Raw genomic sequence first — 16,105 nt, 5'->3', positions numbered from 1 at the left:
AATATTCTCCCGCCGTGACTCTCCCACAATTGTTTCCATGGCATCTTGGGGAATTCACCTCTATTCTACTCTGCTCTTGAAGCTCGGTGCCTGAACTACATTAGCTATATACACGGATACACTTGATACCGGAATCCCTGTTGTATCCTCTACAAAATCATGAACCTGTTTCTGCACATCCGTAGTTAAAGCCGGAATCGATTCCTCACCATCAACGACAGCGCGGATCGCAATCTCGAGCCCAGCCTGCGATACCTTGATACGTGATTTCAGATCCTTTATTCCACGTACTCTGGAAGCAGCCTTCAGGCAAAGATTCTCAATTGTCTCGACCGAAATTTGAATATCCCCAAACTCTGTCCGCTGATCGATCGAGTGCATTACCGTTCGGTCACGTCGAATTGAGATATAGAAAAATCGAATACTGATCAAAAACAGCACTGCAGCTGTAATTATTGCGATCAAAAAGAGACGCTGTTCTTGAGCATGCGTTAATTCATAAGGTATAACACCGCTCAAAAGGAGTATGGCAACTACAGAAATGACGCCGATACTTAGGCTGTATATGAACAGCAAAAGTCTGTCCACAATTTTCGCCATGAGCACAGCCTCCTTAAAATTAGATTAAACCCTCGACATCTCTGCCGGGGGTTAGGGGTACTGCATTATTTCACTCGCTGAACCATATCCAAGTCTTCGCTCTTTTCCGATGATTTCGCAAAATGAACATCGTGAATATGTACATTGACCTCCACAACCGTAAGCCCGGTCATATTCTCGATAGAGCGTTTCACATTACGCTGAATTTCTCCCGCTACTTCAGGAAGACGATGTCCGTATTCCACAATTACGGATACATCTACAGCTGCTTCACGCTGGCCTACCTCAACCGAAACACCTTTAGAAAGGTTCTTTCGTCCCAGCAATTCGACGATTCCTCCTGCAAATCCGCCGCTCATGCCAGCAACGCCCCGAACCTCAACCGTCGCAAGCCCTGCAATTACTTCAATTACTTCTGGAGCAATTTGAATTTGTCCGATCTCCGTGCGTTCAAATTCCGTTGGTAAAGAATCCACCATGTCTCAACACACCTTTCAAAATAAGTTTGCGTATGCAGCAGAATTTTAGGCATACGTGTCTTATTATTAAACTTACTATATCATCTGTATATGCTTATGACAAACGACAAAAAGCATATTAAATTTCGTTTTCTTCTAAAAACTTGATATCAAAGTCACCCTTCAAAAACGTAGGATGATTCAGCAGCTTCTGATGGAAAGGAATTGTAGTGTAGATCCCTTCAATCTCAAACTCCATAAGCGCACGCTTCATCTTCGCAATCGCTTCTTCACGGGTCGGAGCCCATACAATCAGCTTCGCTATCATCGAATCATAGTAAGGTGAAATTGTATATCCTGGATAAGCCGCACTATCCACCCTCACCCCCGGACCGCCTGGAGGCAAATAAAACTGAATGGTTCCCGGTGCAGGCATAAAACCCTTATCCGGATTCTCCGCATTGATACGACATTCAATGGACCAACCGTTGATCACAACCTCATCTTGAGTAAAGGACAGCGGATGACCTTCAGCGACCGAGATCATTTCTTTAATCAGATCAACACCTGTAACCATTTCGGTAACCGGGTGTTCAACCTGAATCCGGGTGTTCATCTCCATGAAATAAAACTGTCCATCCGGACCCAGCAAGAATTCAAGTGTTCCTGCTCCGGAATAATTAACGGCTTTAGCTGCACGAACAGCTGCATTCCCCATTCGTTCACGTACCTCTTCAGTCAGCACGGGACAAGGAGCTTCCTCAACAAGTTTCTGACGGCGGCGCTGCACCGAACAGTCACGTTCGCCCAAATGCACGGCATTCCCATGTTTGTCAGCCATGATCTGTATCTCTACGTGCTTCATGCCGGTTAAAAATTTCTCCAGATAAACACCCGCATTACCAAAAGATTTCTGAGCCTCCTGCTGAGCTGCAGTAATCTGCTTGACAAGAGACTCTTCATCTTCCGCAATTCGGATTCCTTTACCTCCGCCACCGGCAGTAGCTTTGATAATTATAGGATATCCAATATCCCGACCAAGCATAATGGCCTCATCCAAATTATCAACGAGTCCATCTGAACCCGGTATAACCGGAACCCCGGCATCCTTCATCGTCTGCTTGGCAACGGCCTTGTCCCCCATACGGGTAATCGCATCGGCTGAAGGGCCGATAAATGTGATGTTGCAGGATTCACATATTTCTGCGAAATCTGCATTTTCAGCAAGAAATCCATATCCAGGGTGAATTGCATCACATTCAGTTAACGTTGCAATGCTCATAATATTAGTAAAGTTTAAATAGCTGTCTTTTGATAACGTTGGACCAATACAATAAGCTTCGTCGGCAAGACGAACATGGAGGGAATCACGATCCGGCTCTGAATAAACAGCCACCGTAGATATCCCAAGCTCATGGCATGCCCGAATGATTCGAACCGCAATCTCTCCCCGGTTCGCAATCAACACTTTATGAAATGTCATGCAATTATCCTCCTTCGGACTCAAATAACTCTGTTTCTCAGCGAGCAAGGATGTCAATCCGGTCTCACCAGGAATAGAGGCTGTCCGAATTCAACCAGTTGTCCATTTTGGGCAAGAACTTCCACGATTTCACCTTTAATTTCAGCTTCGAGCTCATTCATAAGCTTCATCGCTTCGATGATACAAACGGTTGTTTTTTCATCAACCCGGTCACCGGAGCTTACAAAGGCGGAAGCTTCTGGGGACGGGGAACGGTAAAAGGTGCCTACCATTGGAGATACAATTTTATGTAATGAACTTGATGCGTCCACAGCAGCAGAAGATTGAGCTGCGGTTTCTGTTTGGCTTCCTGCAGCAGACGGCAAAACAGCCTGTTGCTGAATTTGAGGCGCAGAAATAAACGCTTGTGGAGCCGCCTGAAGGCTTACAACCTCTGGAGCACTTGGTTTCTTAATGGATAAACGCGTGCCTTCGCTCTCAATTTCAAGTTCCTGCACCGTAGTCTCATCCACTAGCTTGATCAGTTCCTTAATATCGTTTAACTTAAACATTCTCGACTCTCACTCCTTCACTTTCTTAGAAGCCTTGCTTCGAACAGCCAGTCAATAGCTTAGAGTATTATATCATAATCCAATGAAATGGAAAGAGTCCAAGAGATTCCCCCGGACTCTTTCATTTTTGGGTTAAGAGAATCGGAATCATCTGCCGGTCTTTCAGAAAGTTAAGGTTTAACGAGCTGTACGCTTACTTTATCCTGGCCTACTTTCAATTCACTCATCACCTTGTCAACGATATCTGCAGCACCTTTATTATCAAGCTTCTCTCCAAGAACAACAACGTTATATCTGCCGTTCTCTTCTTTCACTACGGCATTTTCGAATTTCTGCTGAAGTTCTTCTTCAAGGCTCAGTAATATTTCCTCCCGCTCCTCCAATTTTTTAAGCTGTTCTGTCACTTGGGCGGTCTCTTCAGCTGAACTCTCTTGGTTGCCGAGCTTGGTCATAAGTTCATCATGGAGCTTTGTGTTCTCGTTCGCGCGATCCAGCATGTATGACTCTAATTTGCTGGCAGCAGAATTCGTATTTGCGGCCATTTGCTTAAGTACATCCTCTTCTGTTTTTACTGTTTCTCCTGATTTAGATTCATTTACATTGGCGTCTACCTTAGGGTCTTTCGGATCTGCAGCTTTTTCACTCTTTGCGTTTTTGTTATTTGCCGAACTGCCGGAGACTTCACCCGCTCCTAAATCATTAGTCTTGTTTTCAGGAATAACTTCATTCGTAACAAGCTCTTCAACAGAAGCAGTATTCATACCCTCTTGATTGCTCACCTGAGCGCTGTCCGCAACCGGCGGAGCGGTTGTCCCGGAATCCTCTGTAAACAGGTAATACGCGGAGAGAACGACCATTAGGCTTAACATCGAAACTAACCAGATTGTTTGTCTTTTATTATTCATTTAACATGCTTCCTCCTTTAAATAACTGCATAAGTAACGATCGGGTCATCAAAAATATCTATTCCTGCTTGCGCGGCACAACCGATATTTTATAGCTTGGAACATTCAATCCTCTTTGAACGGCGTCGACAATCAAACGGCGTACGATCTCGTTTTCTGCTCCCTTAGCGACAACCAGCACCCCCCTCACTTGTGGCTTTACTTTCTTCGTTACAATTGGAGTCTGATCGCCTGCAGAATCGTATGTTACAATCTGTCCATCTCGGGTATAACTTGTTACATGCCTTTTTCCGCCATTCGCGTCATTCTCCTCCGTCAGTTCCTGGGTATCCTTCACATTTTTCTGAATAACAATCTCTTCGGTGGATTCTACCGTTACCATGACATTGACATCACCGACACCTACAATCTGCTCAAGCATAACTTTTGTCCTGTGCTCGAACTCCTGCTCAATGCTGCCAAATTCACTGATACTGTTTCCTGAGGGAGCTTGAGGAGATGTATTTACTGTCGTATCCGGCGGTTCTCTGCCAATGTTTTCATTATCGAGCTTCTTAACATGAACGAAGGAATTAAACAGCATAATGGCAATCCCTATGAGACCCAGTATGATCAACCATCTTAACGTCTGCATTTTTTTTGCACCGCCAGTTCCTCCGCCAAGCCATTGTTCTATCTTCTTCATCCAGTTCCCCAACGATCTTCACCCCCATTTACAATTTGGTATTGGCTTCACTGTCAACCGACCATATCTCTATCTGTTCAGGCGTCAAATTCCATCTGCTGCTTAATAAGTCCCTGATTGGACCCGCTCTGGTATCCGCTTCCCTATCAGCTTTGATTGAGTTTTGTTCGCTCGGGAGGTCATTGCTGGAATCATCCATTTTCATTCCGACGCTCACCCGAATGGGATCTACCGGCTTCACGCCATGATGTTCACCCGACCCATCATTCTTGTCTGCTCCTGCCTTTTCCTGATCTCGAAGCTTGACTTCTACGTATGTAATTTTTACACTGCCTGCGGAATCCTTAGGTGCTGCCAGGACCACTTGAACTTCTCCCACCTGCTCTCCTGTCTCCGCTGCAATCTGCTCCTTCATCTGCTTGGCCACCTCCTGCGCAGCCCACTGCAGGCTTTGACGCTGCTGAACAAGCTTCAACTGCTCTGCCTGGGCAAGAATGGACTCAAGCCCCGCTGTTTTGGGTGTATTTGGACCGTTCTCCATCTGCATCAGCTCCAAAGCGAGCTGCCGTTCGGGTGAAACCGTCAGCAAATTAATAACTGGACGTAGAAGAGCTAATAAGATCAGCATGCTCAGCACCAGTCTGGCGTAGCGCCGCATAGCCTTACCCGGAAGGATCAGCTCGACGAAGGCTGCGAACATAACGACCATAATGACACTCTTTAACCATTCGCCAAGCCACCCCACTTGCATTCCCTCCTTCGGTAACTACCTCATCATGACCGTTATATTGGCTGCGGTTAACATGATTGTGATGGCCAGAAAAAACATCATACTGACCGTTGCCAAAGCTGCAAATACGAACAGCATGGTTTTCCCGATCGTTTGAAGGCAGGTGACAATGGGCGAATCACCTAATGGCTGCATAACCGCACCAGCAACATTGTATATGAGCGCCAGCACAAGAATTTTGATCGCCGGAAAAGCGCACAGGAACAGAAGAATGATGACACCCGCAAGCCCTATCGAGTTTTTGACCAAAAGAGACGCTGAGATGACTGTATCTGTCGCATCCGCGAACATTTTGCCGACAACGGGCACAAAATTTCCCGTAACATACTTCGCTGTTCGTATCGTCACCCCGTCCGTTACTGAGCTTGTTATTCCCTGTACCGAAATCACCCCGAGAAACACGGTAAGCAGAACCCCCAGCACTCCCATGCCAATTCCTCTCAAAAGATTTGCAAGCTGGGTTAGCTTGTACTTCTCGGATAGTGAGCTTACAAGATGAAGCAGCGCTGAGAAGAACAGCAGGGGAAACACGATAGTACTGATCAAGGTTCCTACGGTATGAACCATAAAAATGACCAGCGGGTGGGTTACGGACACGGTAACAATGTTACCCATAGAGGCCAGCAGCGCGAACAGCAGTGGGAGCATCGCCATCATAAAATCAATCATTCTGTCAATGGCTTCCTTTGCATATCCAATTGCAATGTTGAAGCTGTTAACTGCGATAACAAGCACTACCATGTAGCAGATGGTATAAGCAACCTGACTGATGGTGCTCTTCTCAAATGCGGTCTGCAGGTTTTCGAGGATCATGCTCAGAATACTCAGCATAACAATCGTTGCAAGCAGCCTGCCGTTATACAACACTTCATGCCACATAAAATTTCCGATGCCGCTCAGTACATTTTTAAAACTTAAACCCTGGCCCCCCGGGAGCAGCATATCCATCAGTGCCGGCGTTTTTCCTTCCGGAAAAAAACCTCCGTAATCCTTCATTAATTGATTCCAGTATTGCTCCACCTGATCTGTGGGAAGTTCTTTCGTCTGTTCTTCAACAATTTGGTCAGCCGGAGTGTCTGCGAACACTGTATTGCTCATTCCTGTTAGTAAAAGCAGGAGCAGAAGCATTAGCAGCCTCATCAAGGGTCCTCGGTGAACTTGTTGACGTCCGCTCATGTCATCCCCCGCTCTCTCAAGCCGGAAGGAGCTTCAAGACCGTCTCGATAATAATGCTGATGATCGGAACAGCGAGTAGAAGTATCAAAACCTTTCCAGCCATTTCGATCTTGGAGGCAATGGATTCCTGACCAGCATCCCTTACGACCTGTGCACCCATTTCGGCGATATAAGCAATTCCTATTATTTTCAAAACAGTCTTCAGATAGATAATCTGAACACCTGAGCTCTTCGCGAGATTCTCCAGCATCTGTATAACATTTCCGATTTTGCCGACAAGGAATAGAAAGATAGTGATACTTGTTGCTGCTGCCAGTAAAAAAGCAAAGATAGGTTTCTGCTCTTTAAGGACGAGAATAAGAACGGTAGATAACAGGCCGAATCCGACAATCTGGATAATATCCATAGGTCTGCCTACTGAAAGAGAAATATCGTCTTTATTTCCTGAAGCAGATCATCCAGTAATCGTACGACCATAAACAGGACAACCACAAACCCGATAAGTGTGACCCAATGTGCCATATCTTCTTTTCCCATTTGCTTAAGTACGGTATGAATCATGGCAATGATGATGCCGATCCCTGCTATCTGGAAAATGGCATTCACTTCAATGTTCATTTCTTGGCACCTCGCTAAAAGATCAAAATGACGATCAATGCTCCAACAAGCAGTCCCAAGCTTTTGCTCATTTTTTCATACTTCGCCTGGTCCTCTCTTGCCGCGGCCTCCTCGTGCTTGAGCTGACTGGCGGCAAGTGCTATATGCTTCATCTGGTCCTGCCTGTCGCTGGTGCCAAGCACGCTGCTTAGCTGCTCCAACGCTTCTCGTTCGGCGGATTTCATGCTGGTCCGTCTCCAATGTGCGTTTAAAGCTTTACGAATACTTTCTTGAGCGGATAAACCATACTGCGGACTCATATTTCTCGCTGCCGTCTCAAATAAAGATTTCATTGGCTCCCGCATATTGCTTCCTATGCGCAGCAGAGCTTCAGGCAGCGGGGTAAAGCCATAACTTATCTCAGTCTCCAGCCGCTGTAATGCAAGAATGAGCTCGCGTATCTGCCTTGGTCTGGATGCGAATTGACCCGCCTGAAAAAAGCCTGCTAATGTTGCGGAGACGATTACAATGGCTGCTCCGAGTAATTTAATCATGAGCATCACCGTCCAATCGACCAGTTCCGGATATCTGAAGCGTCCGCTGTCCACGATCCTGAAAACGAAATGCCCGATCATCCCCGCTTCGTGTAAGCACCGTATACATTTCAAACATCCGGTTTTCCACAAGACCCGCGAGTGCAGGACGTCCCCTCATATCCTGAACCGAGGAGCCATGGGCTGTTGCGATGACGCTAATCCCGGCATGTAAAGCTTCGGTAACAGCCTCAGCATCCTCCGGCCTGCCGATTTCATCTACAATCAACACATCCGGCGACATCGAGCGCAGCAGCATCATCATCCCCTCCGCTTTAGGACATCCATCAAGCACATCGGTTCTCGGTCCAACATCAAACCCCGGCACCCCTCGCTGACAACCGGCAATTTCCGACCGCTCATCAACAATCCCTACCTTCATCCCGGGCCAGCGGACATTCGACCTCCCCCAGAATCCTGAACTGATCTGTCTCGCCAAGTCCCGCAGGAGAGTTGTTTTTCCGTGTTGAGGCGGGGACAGGATCAGCGTGTGGTACACTCTCTTACGCTTCATATCAAGCAGATAAGGCAATACCTTATCTGCTGCCCCCTTGATTTCCCTGGCAACGCGGACATTAAATCCGCTTATATCCCGGATATGCTCAACCCTGCCCCCACTCAGTACAGTCCTTCCTGTCAGCCCGACTCGGTGTCCTCCAGGTATGGTGATGAACCCTTTTCTAAGCTCTTCTTCCATCGTGTAAAGAGAATGGTTGCTTATCAAATCCAGCAGTCTGTGACCATCTTCCCGGCTTGGCTTGTACGCATTTTCAGGTTGTAATATCAGTTTTCCCTCCGGGCTTAGATAGTGAAATTTGCCCCCTGCATTGACTTCCAGCGGCCGATCCTCCCGGATTCGGATTTCTTCCACGCTTTCAAGTACACCTCTAGGCAGGTTCTGCAGAAGCCGCTTTACGTTATCGGGAAACAGCTCCAGCCAATTCATTGTCATATCAGCATCCCCCAAGCTGTACTTATCTTGAAGTACTTCTTAATCCCATATGTATGCTTGTACTCTGCATTTATGCAGCGAATCTATCATTTTTTTAGTATCCCGTATAAAAGTATGGTAACACCGCATAAGACCCAACCGATTTTCCCCCAAGATAACTTGTCGGCCATACCAACGAGCCCGATTGTGGTCGTTAGAATCAGGATGAGAGGCCCTGTAAAAGCCAATGCTGTATTCAGTGCAAGTGCCTTTTCAACTTGATTGAGCCTGAGCATGATTAATGCTGCTATAATCTCCAAGCTTCCCGATAAGATCCGGAGAGATGCCATTCCGGTTACATACTTGTCCAACATGCTTATAGCCTCCTTGTTAATTGGTGTTAGCATTTTACATATCCCTGTAAAAATGATGGCTGTGTTAAAATATGCTGCCTTCTCTTGATTTATCTCTACTTTTCCTAAATCTCATAGATCATGAACGCAAAAAATCCCGGCCTGTGAAAGACCGGGATTAAAAATATAAATCAATATGAATTTTATCTTCGCACCTGAGGACCGCCAACGGCAGCCTGCTGGTCGGTATCAAGTCCGTACGCGGTATGAAGCGCCTGAACTACCTTTTGCAGGTTGGTGCCATCAATGACACAGGATACCTTAATTTCAGATGTACTTACCATCTTGATGCTGACATTTTCTCTTGAAATTACATCAAACATCTGTGCAGCAACACCTGGATGGCTGACCATACCAGCCCCGACGATGGACACCTTCACCAGGTTATCCTCTGAAGTCACTTCACGGAAAGGAAGCTCTTCGCGAATGCCTTGAATGACTGACAGCGCGCGTTCCCGATCCGCTAAAGATACGGTGAAGGAGAAATCGGCCTCACCATTCATAACACCGCTCTGAACGATAATATCTACATCGATTCCTTCCTTAGCAAGCTCCCCGAACATTTTAGCCAACACCCCGGGGAAATCGCCTACTCCCAAAATACTGATTCTCGCAACATTTTTATCGTAAGCAATTCCGCTTACTACAACCCCTTGTTCCATGCTTGCTTCCTCCTTAACAACCGTTCCTTCGTTATTATTAAAGCTGGATCTGACAACAAGCTTTACCTGATTATGCTTCGCATACTCTACGGCTCTTGGATGCAAAACAGCGGCACCAAGGTTTGCAAGTTCCAGCATTTCATCGTAGGAAATCTCATTCAGCTTGCGGGCGCATTTTACAACTCGCGGATCTGTAGAATAAATGCCATCCACATCCGTGTAAATCTCGCATACATCAGCATGAATCGCTGCAGCCAGCGCAACCGCTGTTGTATCTGATCCACCGCGGCCGAGTGTAGTAATTTCACCGTCATCCGTCATCCCTTGGAAGCCAGCTACAATAACAATTTTCCCTTCATCCAGGGCTTTATTGACACGTATTGGTGTAATATCTGTAATTCTAGCTTTTCCATGAATCGGCTCTGTACGAAATCCTGCCTGCCATCCTGTGTATGATACCGCTTCGCGTCCCAGGCTATGGATTGCCATTGATAACAGGGACATGGAAATCTGTTCACCTGTTGTCATTAACATATCCATCTCACGTGCTGGAGGATTAGGATTCAACAATTTGGACTGGTCTATTAACTCGTCAGTGGTATCCCCCATGGCCGATACGACTACCACACACTGGTGACCTTCATCTTGCTTCTCTACGATTCTTCGGGCGACGCGCTGCATACGTTCAACATCTCCAACCGAACTGCCCCCGAATTTCATGACATACAGTGACAATGCTTCCTTCACTCCCCACTCTTATTCATATGTATCATTTTGGTTTTTCGCTTTAACACAGTATAATACGAAAATGCTTGGTTTCGTCAAGATTATTTCAGACATCATCCAGATTTTTCGACAAAACCTTATTAGCCTGACGCTAAATCATCTCTTTTATATCTAAATTGGTAAATTGCAAAAAAAAAAGACTGTCCAAAAGTTGAAAACAACTCTTGAGACAGTCCTTGCTTTAGTTTAACCCATTATGCGCGGGAGATATATTTGCCTTCACGAGTATCAATCAACAGAACATCCTCTTCATTAATAAAGAGCGGAACCTGTACATTAAGACCCGTTTCCAATTTAGCATTCTTTGTAGCACCTTGAGCCGTATTACCTTTAACACCAGGCTCTGTTTCAACAACCTTCAGCTCTACGCTGTTAGGCAGGTTAATTCCCAAAATTTCTCCCTGGTAGCTGATGATATTAACATTCATGTTCTCTTTCAGGAAGTTCAATTCCCATTCCAGCTGCTCATTAGTCAAGCTGAATTGGTCATAAGTTTCGTTGTCCATAAATACATGCTCTTGACCACTTGCATACAGATATTGAACACCACGGTTCTCGATTTGTGCACGACCAATGGTCTCACCTGCACGGAAGGTTTTCTCCACGGTGTTGCCGTTACGAAGGTTTTTCAGCTTGGAACGAACAAACGCTGCTCCTTTACCCGGCTTAACGTGCTGAAAATCCAATACGGTAAAAATATCTCCATCTACTTCTACGGTTAATCCTGTTTTAAAATCGTTGACTGAAATCATTCGATTCCCTCCTAAAATTAGTTCATTGATCCGCTGGTTTCTTAAAGAGCCGTAAACTTTTTGTTCGAGCTCGTCAAGATATGAATACCCGTTTCGGTGATCACAATATCATCTTCGATTCGAACCCCGCCAAGACCAGGCAAATAAATGCCTGGCTCTACGGTAACAACCATACCTGGTTTAAGCACATCATCACTTGCCTTGGACAGTCGCGGAGATTCATGGACCTCCATCCCAAGACCATGACCTGTACTGTGACCAAAATATTCACCATAACCATACTTAGTAATGATATCACGGGTCAAAGCATCAGCTTCCCGCCCTGTCATACCTGGCTTGATATGGTCCAAAGCGTGCAATTGTGCTTCCAGTACAATGTCATAAATCTCTTTCAGTTTCGGGTCTGGTGTTCCAATCGCGATGGTTCTCGTAAGATCGGAGCAATATCCATCCAGAAGCGCGCCAAAATCAAATGTGATAAATTCATTCCCCTGGATAACACGATCACTTGCAACACCGTGAGGCAATGCAGAGCGCTCGCCAGACGCGACAATCGTGTCAAACGATGAAGAAGACGCACCGTGACTACGCATGAACATCTCCATTTGCAAATCGATTTCACGCTCTGTCTTTCCAGCTTCCACTATATTTAAGACATGACTGAAGGTTGCATCTGCAAGGTCCGCCGCACGCTGCATTACCTGCAATTCATCACTGTCCTTAAATACACGCAGCTGTTCCACAAGACCTGAAACCGGAGTCAGAGTTACCGGCTTAAGCTGTTCGGTATAGCCGGTAAAAACTGCATATGTAACATGCTCTTGCTCGAATCCCAGGGATGTAATCCCTTCCGCAGCAAGAAGTTCTTTTACCGTATCCATAACATTTGCGCCATGCTCGATGACTTTAAACCCGATCGCCTGCTGAGGAGCCTGTGTCATATAGCGGAAATCAGTTAACAGATAAGATTGGTTACGCGTAATAAGCACATACCCTGCTGATCCGGTAAACCCTGTCAAATAACGCCGGTTAATCGGACTTGCGACAAGCATTGCCGACAATCCCTGTTCCTGTAACATGACACGCAGTTGTTTAACCCGTTTGTTAGCCATTTACTCCGTCTCCTCTCCCGCTTAAAACACTACTTTACGAATTCGGTTGTTCCAGAACATCCAGAAGTGCGTGGATTCCCAGTTCATAACTCGCAGCCCCAAATCCGGAAATCTGTCCCGCACAAACCGGAGCAATAACCGAGGTATGTCGAAAGGTCTCTCTGGCATGGATGTTGGATAGATGGACTTCCACCGTCGGAATCTTTACAGAGCTTATCGCATCCCGAACTGCATAGCTGTAATGAGTCAGAGCGCCCGGATTTAACAATATCCCGTCTGCCTGTCCCATTGCTTCATGAATCCGGTCGATAATAGCGCCCTCATGGTTCGATTGATAGAAGGTAATATCGATTCCGGCGTTGTCCGCCAATTTACGTAAACGATCCTCGATACTTTGGAGGCTGAGCGATCCATATATTCCTGGTTCACGAATACCTAACAAGTTCAAGTTCGGTCCGTTGATGACCCATACGGATTTCATGGGGTTCCCCACCTTTTCGTCAAATAACCAAATGCTATTTTACCATAGGCGGTATCTTCTTGAGAAGTTTTTTTGCGTCAGCCCAGCACCTCTTCAGGTTCTCTTGCTCGTTCATCCGTATATTCCTCTGCCGTTGTATAGCCAATGAACAATCCCCACAGTAAAAACAGGCAAATTTCAGAAATTTTCGTATCCCACGACAGGCGGTTCATCGGTAATGTCATATGCAATAATGGTGTCAAGGCAAAGAAGAGCACAGCCCACCATATTACGCCATATGCTATTCCCGGCCATGGACCTTTTGCCTTACGAAACAAAAACACATATAACATCGAAGCTATAATGGACAGAGCGATAAAAGATATCCAACCTAGGGCCTGTCCTTCCATACTTTTTAGAAAGGAATGTTTAAAATACGGCTCTAACAAAAAGCCTGGAACAATCGTGGTAAAATGAAGAGCATAGAATATCCAGCGAATTCCTCCCCAGATCAGGCCCGCATAAAACCCTAACTCTAACGCAAACAAAAATCGATTGGTGCGGATTTTCTCTGATCGATGCTGCATTTGACTCATGCTTGGCAGTTCTCCTCTCAAACGTTCGTTATCAGTTTTTAAGGCATATTCTAAAGCTGCCTCAATTCGGTAATTATTATGCTCCTTTCTAGAAAGGCTAATCCAACTAGAAATTACTTCAAAAATTCGATACAATGGTACTATAAATAATAAAGTTCTTAACATTAGACAGGAAGGTGAAATGGTTGTCCCAAAAGTCAACTCCGGTAAGCTACGGTGGCCAAGCCGTCATCGAGGGCGTTATGTTCGGCGGCAAGCATGTAAACGTCACAGCAGTTCGGAGAAAAAACAACGAAATCAAGTTTCTAGAGGTGCCTCGTGAAGACAAGACCTGGGTTCGCAAACTGCGCAAAGTTCCGCTTCTTCGCGGCATCATCAGCCTTATAGATTCTAGCATTAAGGGGTCCAAGCACCTTAACTTCTCAGCAGATGCCTATGCTGACGATACAATGGAACCTGAGGAACGCGAACAGCAGAAAGAAAAAGAAGACTCCGGCTGGAGTCTCAGCATGATTATTGGTGTCGCTGCCGTCAGTGTACTGTCATTTATTTTCGGTAAATTACTGTTCACGCTTGTTCCTGTGTTTGTTGAAGATTTTTTGTTTGGCAATTCATTTGATCATTATGTTCTTCATAATCTAGTAGAAGGCATTATTAAGCTGATCTTGCTTCTGGCTTATCTGTGGGCCATTTCGCTTACTCCTGTCATCAAGAGATTATTCCAGTATCATGGTGCGGAACATAAAGTCATCTCTGCATTTGAAGCCGGTGAGGAATTGACCGTTAAAAATGTACAGAAATATACGCGTTTGCATTACCGCTGCGGCAGCAGCTTTATGATGCTTACAATCGTCCTGGGTGTTGTTATTTACTCTGTCGTGCCTTGGGATACGCTGACAGAACGAATCATCCAAAGGATCGTGCTTCTGCCGGTTGTACTCGGCATATCCTTTGAGTTCTTGAAGTTTACGAATTCAATCAGAGAAGTTCCGGTGCTTCGTTACTTAGGTTATCCGGGACTGTGGCTTCAACTATTAACCACGAAAGAGCCAACCGATGATCAAGTAGAAGTATCCATCGCCTCCTTCAACCGGATGCGTGAGCTGGATGCTCAATATGATAAAGTATCAGTTCAGCAGCCTCTATCAGGAAGTGTTTTGGATCCCGCGAAAGGATGAATAATCCATGAAAAGGCTGAGATTGAAAGATAAGGTGTTTTTGGGGGCTATAGCTGTACTAATTGTGTTAGGTTTCTTAAGAGATCCTTTATCACCGGCGATGTTCATTCCAGTAATTGTTGTAGGCGTCGTATTCCTGCTCTACAAGTTTCCGCCTACCCGTTTTGGTGCGAAGAAGCATCCGAAAGTGAAGCCTTCTAAGCGAACTGCCGCTAAAATGGCAGCAAAGTCAAGTAAGGCCCGCAAAAGCAGCAATCCTTCTCCAAAACGAAAGCATTATCCTTTTCAGGTCATCGACGGCCAAAAAGGCAAGAATGACCCACCCGATGATTTACCGAAATATCACTAGAAAACCCATCCGGCAGCGCTTCATGCACATGTCGGATGGGTTTTTTATTTCGTGATACCTGGCGGATTATTGGGCTGCCAAGCGGCGAAGAACTGTTTACCTGCCTTTAAACCGGAATCGTATAATTTCATGCTCTCCTCTGCCGATAAATTAAAATGAGTTGTGCTAATGCCGAGCGTAGGAATCTTAATGGTCCGTTCACGATTTAGCTGCTCAATATAACGCTCATCCTGAGCAGACAGCATAGTCTCTACCAAAGCTGTCAGCATACTTACCGCCCCGCTGATCTGGTGCGGTTCACTTCTGTTCTTTCCGACCATTTGAAACCCGACTACCGGAAGAAATTCGGGTCCTTCCTTCAAATGACGGTCAAAAAGCCACAGCGGAAAATTACTAAACAGACCGCCATCGACAATATAAACAAACTGTTCACTGAGTGATTTGCCCCTGGCAGGGGGACCGATCAATCGAAGTATAACCGGATCAAAAAAATAAGGAATACTGCAGCTCATTCGTACAGCTTTGGCCACAGGAAATGTGGAGGGATTAATACCGTATTGCCTGAGGTCATCGGGAAGAACTAAAAGCTTGCCGTTCGTAATATCTGAAGCAACAATATACAGCTTCCCGTATGGAATATCTGAAAAGGTGAAGACCCCTCGCTCCAGCAATATTTTGCGAACCCAATTCTCCAGTGCCTCTCCGGAATACAATCCTTTTTTAATCAACACTCTTAGAGCAGGACCGATTATCCGGGTATTAAAAACAGACGATCTTCTAAGTAAGGATTGAAACGGAGTCTCTTCAATAATTGTCTTCATTTCATCCGCAGAATACCCTGCTGCAAGCACAGCAGCTACAATGGAGCCCGAGGAAGTTCCGGCAACCCGGCTGAAATGGATACCAGCTAATTCAGCTGCTTTAACAGCTCCGGCTAATGAAATCCCCTTAACTCCTCCACCTTCGAATACAGCATTGATGTGCATATGGAAATCCCCCGCCTCACATGGTCTATTGACTATGTATGT

Annotated in this window: 21 protein-coding genes; 2 read left to right on the top strand and 19 right to left on the bottom strand. The window is 45.7% G+C overall.

All coding sequences use genetic code 11. The annotated features are described in order from the left end of the window. Window positions 1–60: 60 nt before the first annotated feature. From amaP to BN1234_RS16125, 18 genes are all read right to left on the bottom strand, one after another. A complete protein-coding gene (gene amaP / locus BN1234_RS16210) occupies window positions 61–600 on the bottom strand; it encodes an alkaline shock response membrane anchor protein AmaP (protein WP_054957703.1) in 540 nt (179 codons plus the stop codon). A 65-nt stretch (window positions 601–665) separates the two neighbouring features. Beyond that, window positions 666–1,076: an Asp23/Gls24 family envelope stress response protein gene (locus BN1234_RS16205; protein ID WP_054957706.1), complete on the bottom strand. Its 411-nt coding sequence runs from the start codon at window positions 1,074–1,076 to the stop codon at window positions 666–668. Window positions 1,077–1,197: 121 nt separating this feature from the next. Continuing rightward, window positions 1,198–2,541, bottom strand: coding sequence for an acetyl-CoA carboxylase biotin carboxylase subunit (accC, locus tag BN1234_RS16200; RefSeq protein WP_054957702.1), 1,344 nt, complete (start codon window positions 2,539–2,541; stop codon window positions 1,198–1,200). 53 nt (window positions 2,542–2,594) lie between these two features. After that, window positions 2,595–3,092, bottom strand: coding sequence for an acetyl-CoA carboxylase biotin carboxyl carrier protein (gene accB, locus BN1234_RS16195; RefSeq protein ID WP_054957701.1), 498 nt, complete (start codon window positions 3,090–3,092; stop codon window positions 2,595–2,597). A 170-nt stretch (window positions 3,093–3,262) separates the two neighbouring features. Next, window positions 3,263–3,997, bottom strand: coding sequence for a SpoIIIAH-like family protein (locus BN1234_RS16190; protein ID WP_054957700.1), 735 nt, complete (start codon window positions 3,995–3,997; stop codon window positions 3,263–3,265). Window positions 3,998–4,055: 58 nt separating this feature from the next. Next, window positions 4,056–4,694, bottom strand: a complete 639-nt coding sequence (gene spoIIIAG / locus BN1234_RS16185) for a stage III sporulation protein AG (protein ID WP_054957699.1) — start codon at window positions 4,692–4,694, stop codon at window positions 4,056–4,058. Between the two features lie 16 nt (window positions 4,695–4,710). After that, window positions 4,711–5,433, bottom strand: a complete 723-nt coding sequence (gene spoIIIAF / locus BN1234_RS16180) for a stage III sporulation protein AF (RefSeq protein ID WP_370734092.1) — start codon at window positions 5,431–5,433, stop codon at window positions 4,711–4,713. A gap of 15 nt (window positions 5,434–5,448) precedes the next feature. Further along, window positions 5,449–6,648 (bottom strand): stage III sporulation protein AE, encoded by a 1,200-nt coding sequence (spoIIIAE, locus tag BN1234_RS16175; RefSeq protein WP_054957697.1) that lies wholly within the window; start codon window positions 6,646–6,648, stop codon window positions 5,449–5,451. A gap of 16 nt (window positions 6,649–6,664) precedes the next feature. After that, window positions 6,665–7,054, bottom strand: a complete 390-nt coding sequence (gene spoIIIAD, locus BN1234_RS16170) for a stage III sporulation protein AD (protein ID WP_054957696.1) — start codon at window positions 7,052–7,054, stop codon at window positions 6,665–6,667. Between the two features lie 8 nt (window positions 7,055–7,062). Next, complete coding sequence (gene spoIIIAC, locus BN1234_RS16165; RefSeq protein ID WP_046680216.1) at window positions 7,063–7,266, bottom strand: stage III sporulation protein AC; 204 nt, start codon at window positions 7,264–7,266, stop codon at window positions 7,063–7,065. A gap of 14 nt (window positions 7,267–7,280) precedes the next feature. Further along, window positions 7,281–7,799: a stage III sporulation protein SpoIIIAB gene (gene spoIIIAB / locus BN1234_RS16160; RefSeq protein ID WP_054957695.1), complete on the bottom strand. Its 519-nt coding sequence runs from the start codon at window positions 7,797–7,799 to the stop codon at window positions 7,281–7,283. Beyond that, complete coding sequence (spoIIIAA, locus tag BN1234_RS16155) at window positions 7,792–8,790, bottom strand: stage III sporulation protein AA (RefSeq protein ID WP_054957694.1); 999 nt, start codon at window positions 8,788–8,790, stop codon at window positions 7,792–7,794. Before spoIIIAA ends, spoIIIAB begins: the two co-directional genes overlap by 8 nt. An 86-nt stretch (window positions 8,791–8,876) precedes the next feature. Beyond that, entirely contained in the window at window positions 8,877–9,143 is a 267-nt protein-coding gene (locus BN1234_RS16150; protein ID WP_054957693.1) for a YqhV family protein, read from the bottom strand. 182 nt (window positions 9,144–9,325) lie between these two features. Then, window positions 9,326–10,579 (bottom strand): aspartate kinase, encoded by a 1,254-nt coding sequence (locus BN1234_RS16145; protein ID WP_054957705.1) that lies wholly within the window; start codon window positions 10,577–10,579, stop codon window positions 9,326–9,328. Between the two features lie 245 nt (window positions 10,580–10,824). Then, window positions 10,825–11,382, bottom strand: coding sequence for an elongation factor P (gene efp, locus BN1234_RS16140; protein WP_054957692.1), 558 nt, complete (start codon window positions 11,380–11,382; stop codon window positions 10,825–10,827). Between the two features lie 41 nt (window positions 11,383–11,423). Continuing rightward, window positions 11,424–12,494, bottom strand: a complete 1,071-nt coding sequence (locus BN1234_RS16135) for a M24 family metallopeptidase (protein ID WP_054957691.1) — start codon at window positions 12,492–12,494, stop codon at window positions 11,424–11,426. Between the two features lie 34 nt (window positions 12,495–12,528). Beyond that, a complete protein-coding gene (aroQ, locus tag BN1234_RS16130) occupies window positions 12,529–12,975 on the bottom strand; it encodes a type II 3-dehydroquinate dehydratase (protein WP_054957690.1) in 447 nt (148 codons plus the stop codon). A 77-nt stretch (window positions 12,976–13,052) separates the two neighbouring features. Beyond that, window positions 13,053–13,550 (bottom strand): YqhR family membrane protein, encoded by a 498-nt coding sequence (locus tag BN1234_RS16125; protein ID WP_054957689.1) that lies wholly within the window; start codon window positions 13,548–13,550, stop codon window positions 13,053–13,055. A gap of 185 nt (window positions 13,551–13,735) precedes the next feature. Here BN1234_RS16125 and BN1234_RS16120 point away from each other — a divergent pair, with 185 nt between their 5' ends. Beyond that, window positions 13,736–14,728, top strand: coding sequence for a DUF1385 domain-containing protein (locus tag BN1234_RS16120; RefSeq protein WP_054957688.1), 993 nt, complete (start codon window positions 13,736–13,738; stop codon window positions 14,726–14,728). A gap of 7 nt (window positions 14,729–14,735) precedes the next feature. After that, on the top strand, window positions 14,736–15,077 hold the full coding sequence (locus BN1234_RS16115) for a hypothetical protein (protein WP_054957687.1): 342 nt from the start codon (window positions 14,736–14,738) through the stop codon (window positions 15,075–15,077). Between the two features lie 44 nt (window positions 15,078–15,121). Here the strand turns inward: BN1234_RS16115 and BN1234_RS16110 are convergent, their stop codons facing one another. Next, window positions 15,122–16,063 (bottom strand): patatin-like phospholipase family protein, encoded by a 942-nt coding sequence (locus tag BN1234_RS16110; protein ID WP_054957686.1) that lies wholly within the window; start codon window positions 16,061–16,063, stop codon window positions 15,122–15,124. Between the last annotated feature and the right edge of the window lie 42 nt (window positions 16,064–16,105).

Source organism: Paenibacillus dakarensis, from assembly GCF_001373415.1.
GTDB lineage: Bacteria > Bacillota > Bacilli > Paenibacillales > Paenibacillaceae > Paenibacillus_AQ > Paenibacillus_AQ dakarensis.
Note: the sequence above shows the minus strand (reverse complement) of the source record. Positions and strands in the feature narration are given on the sequence as shown.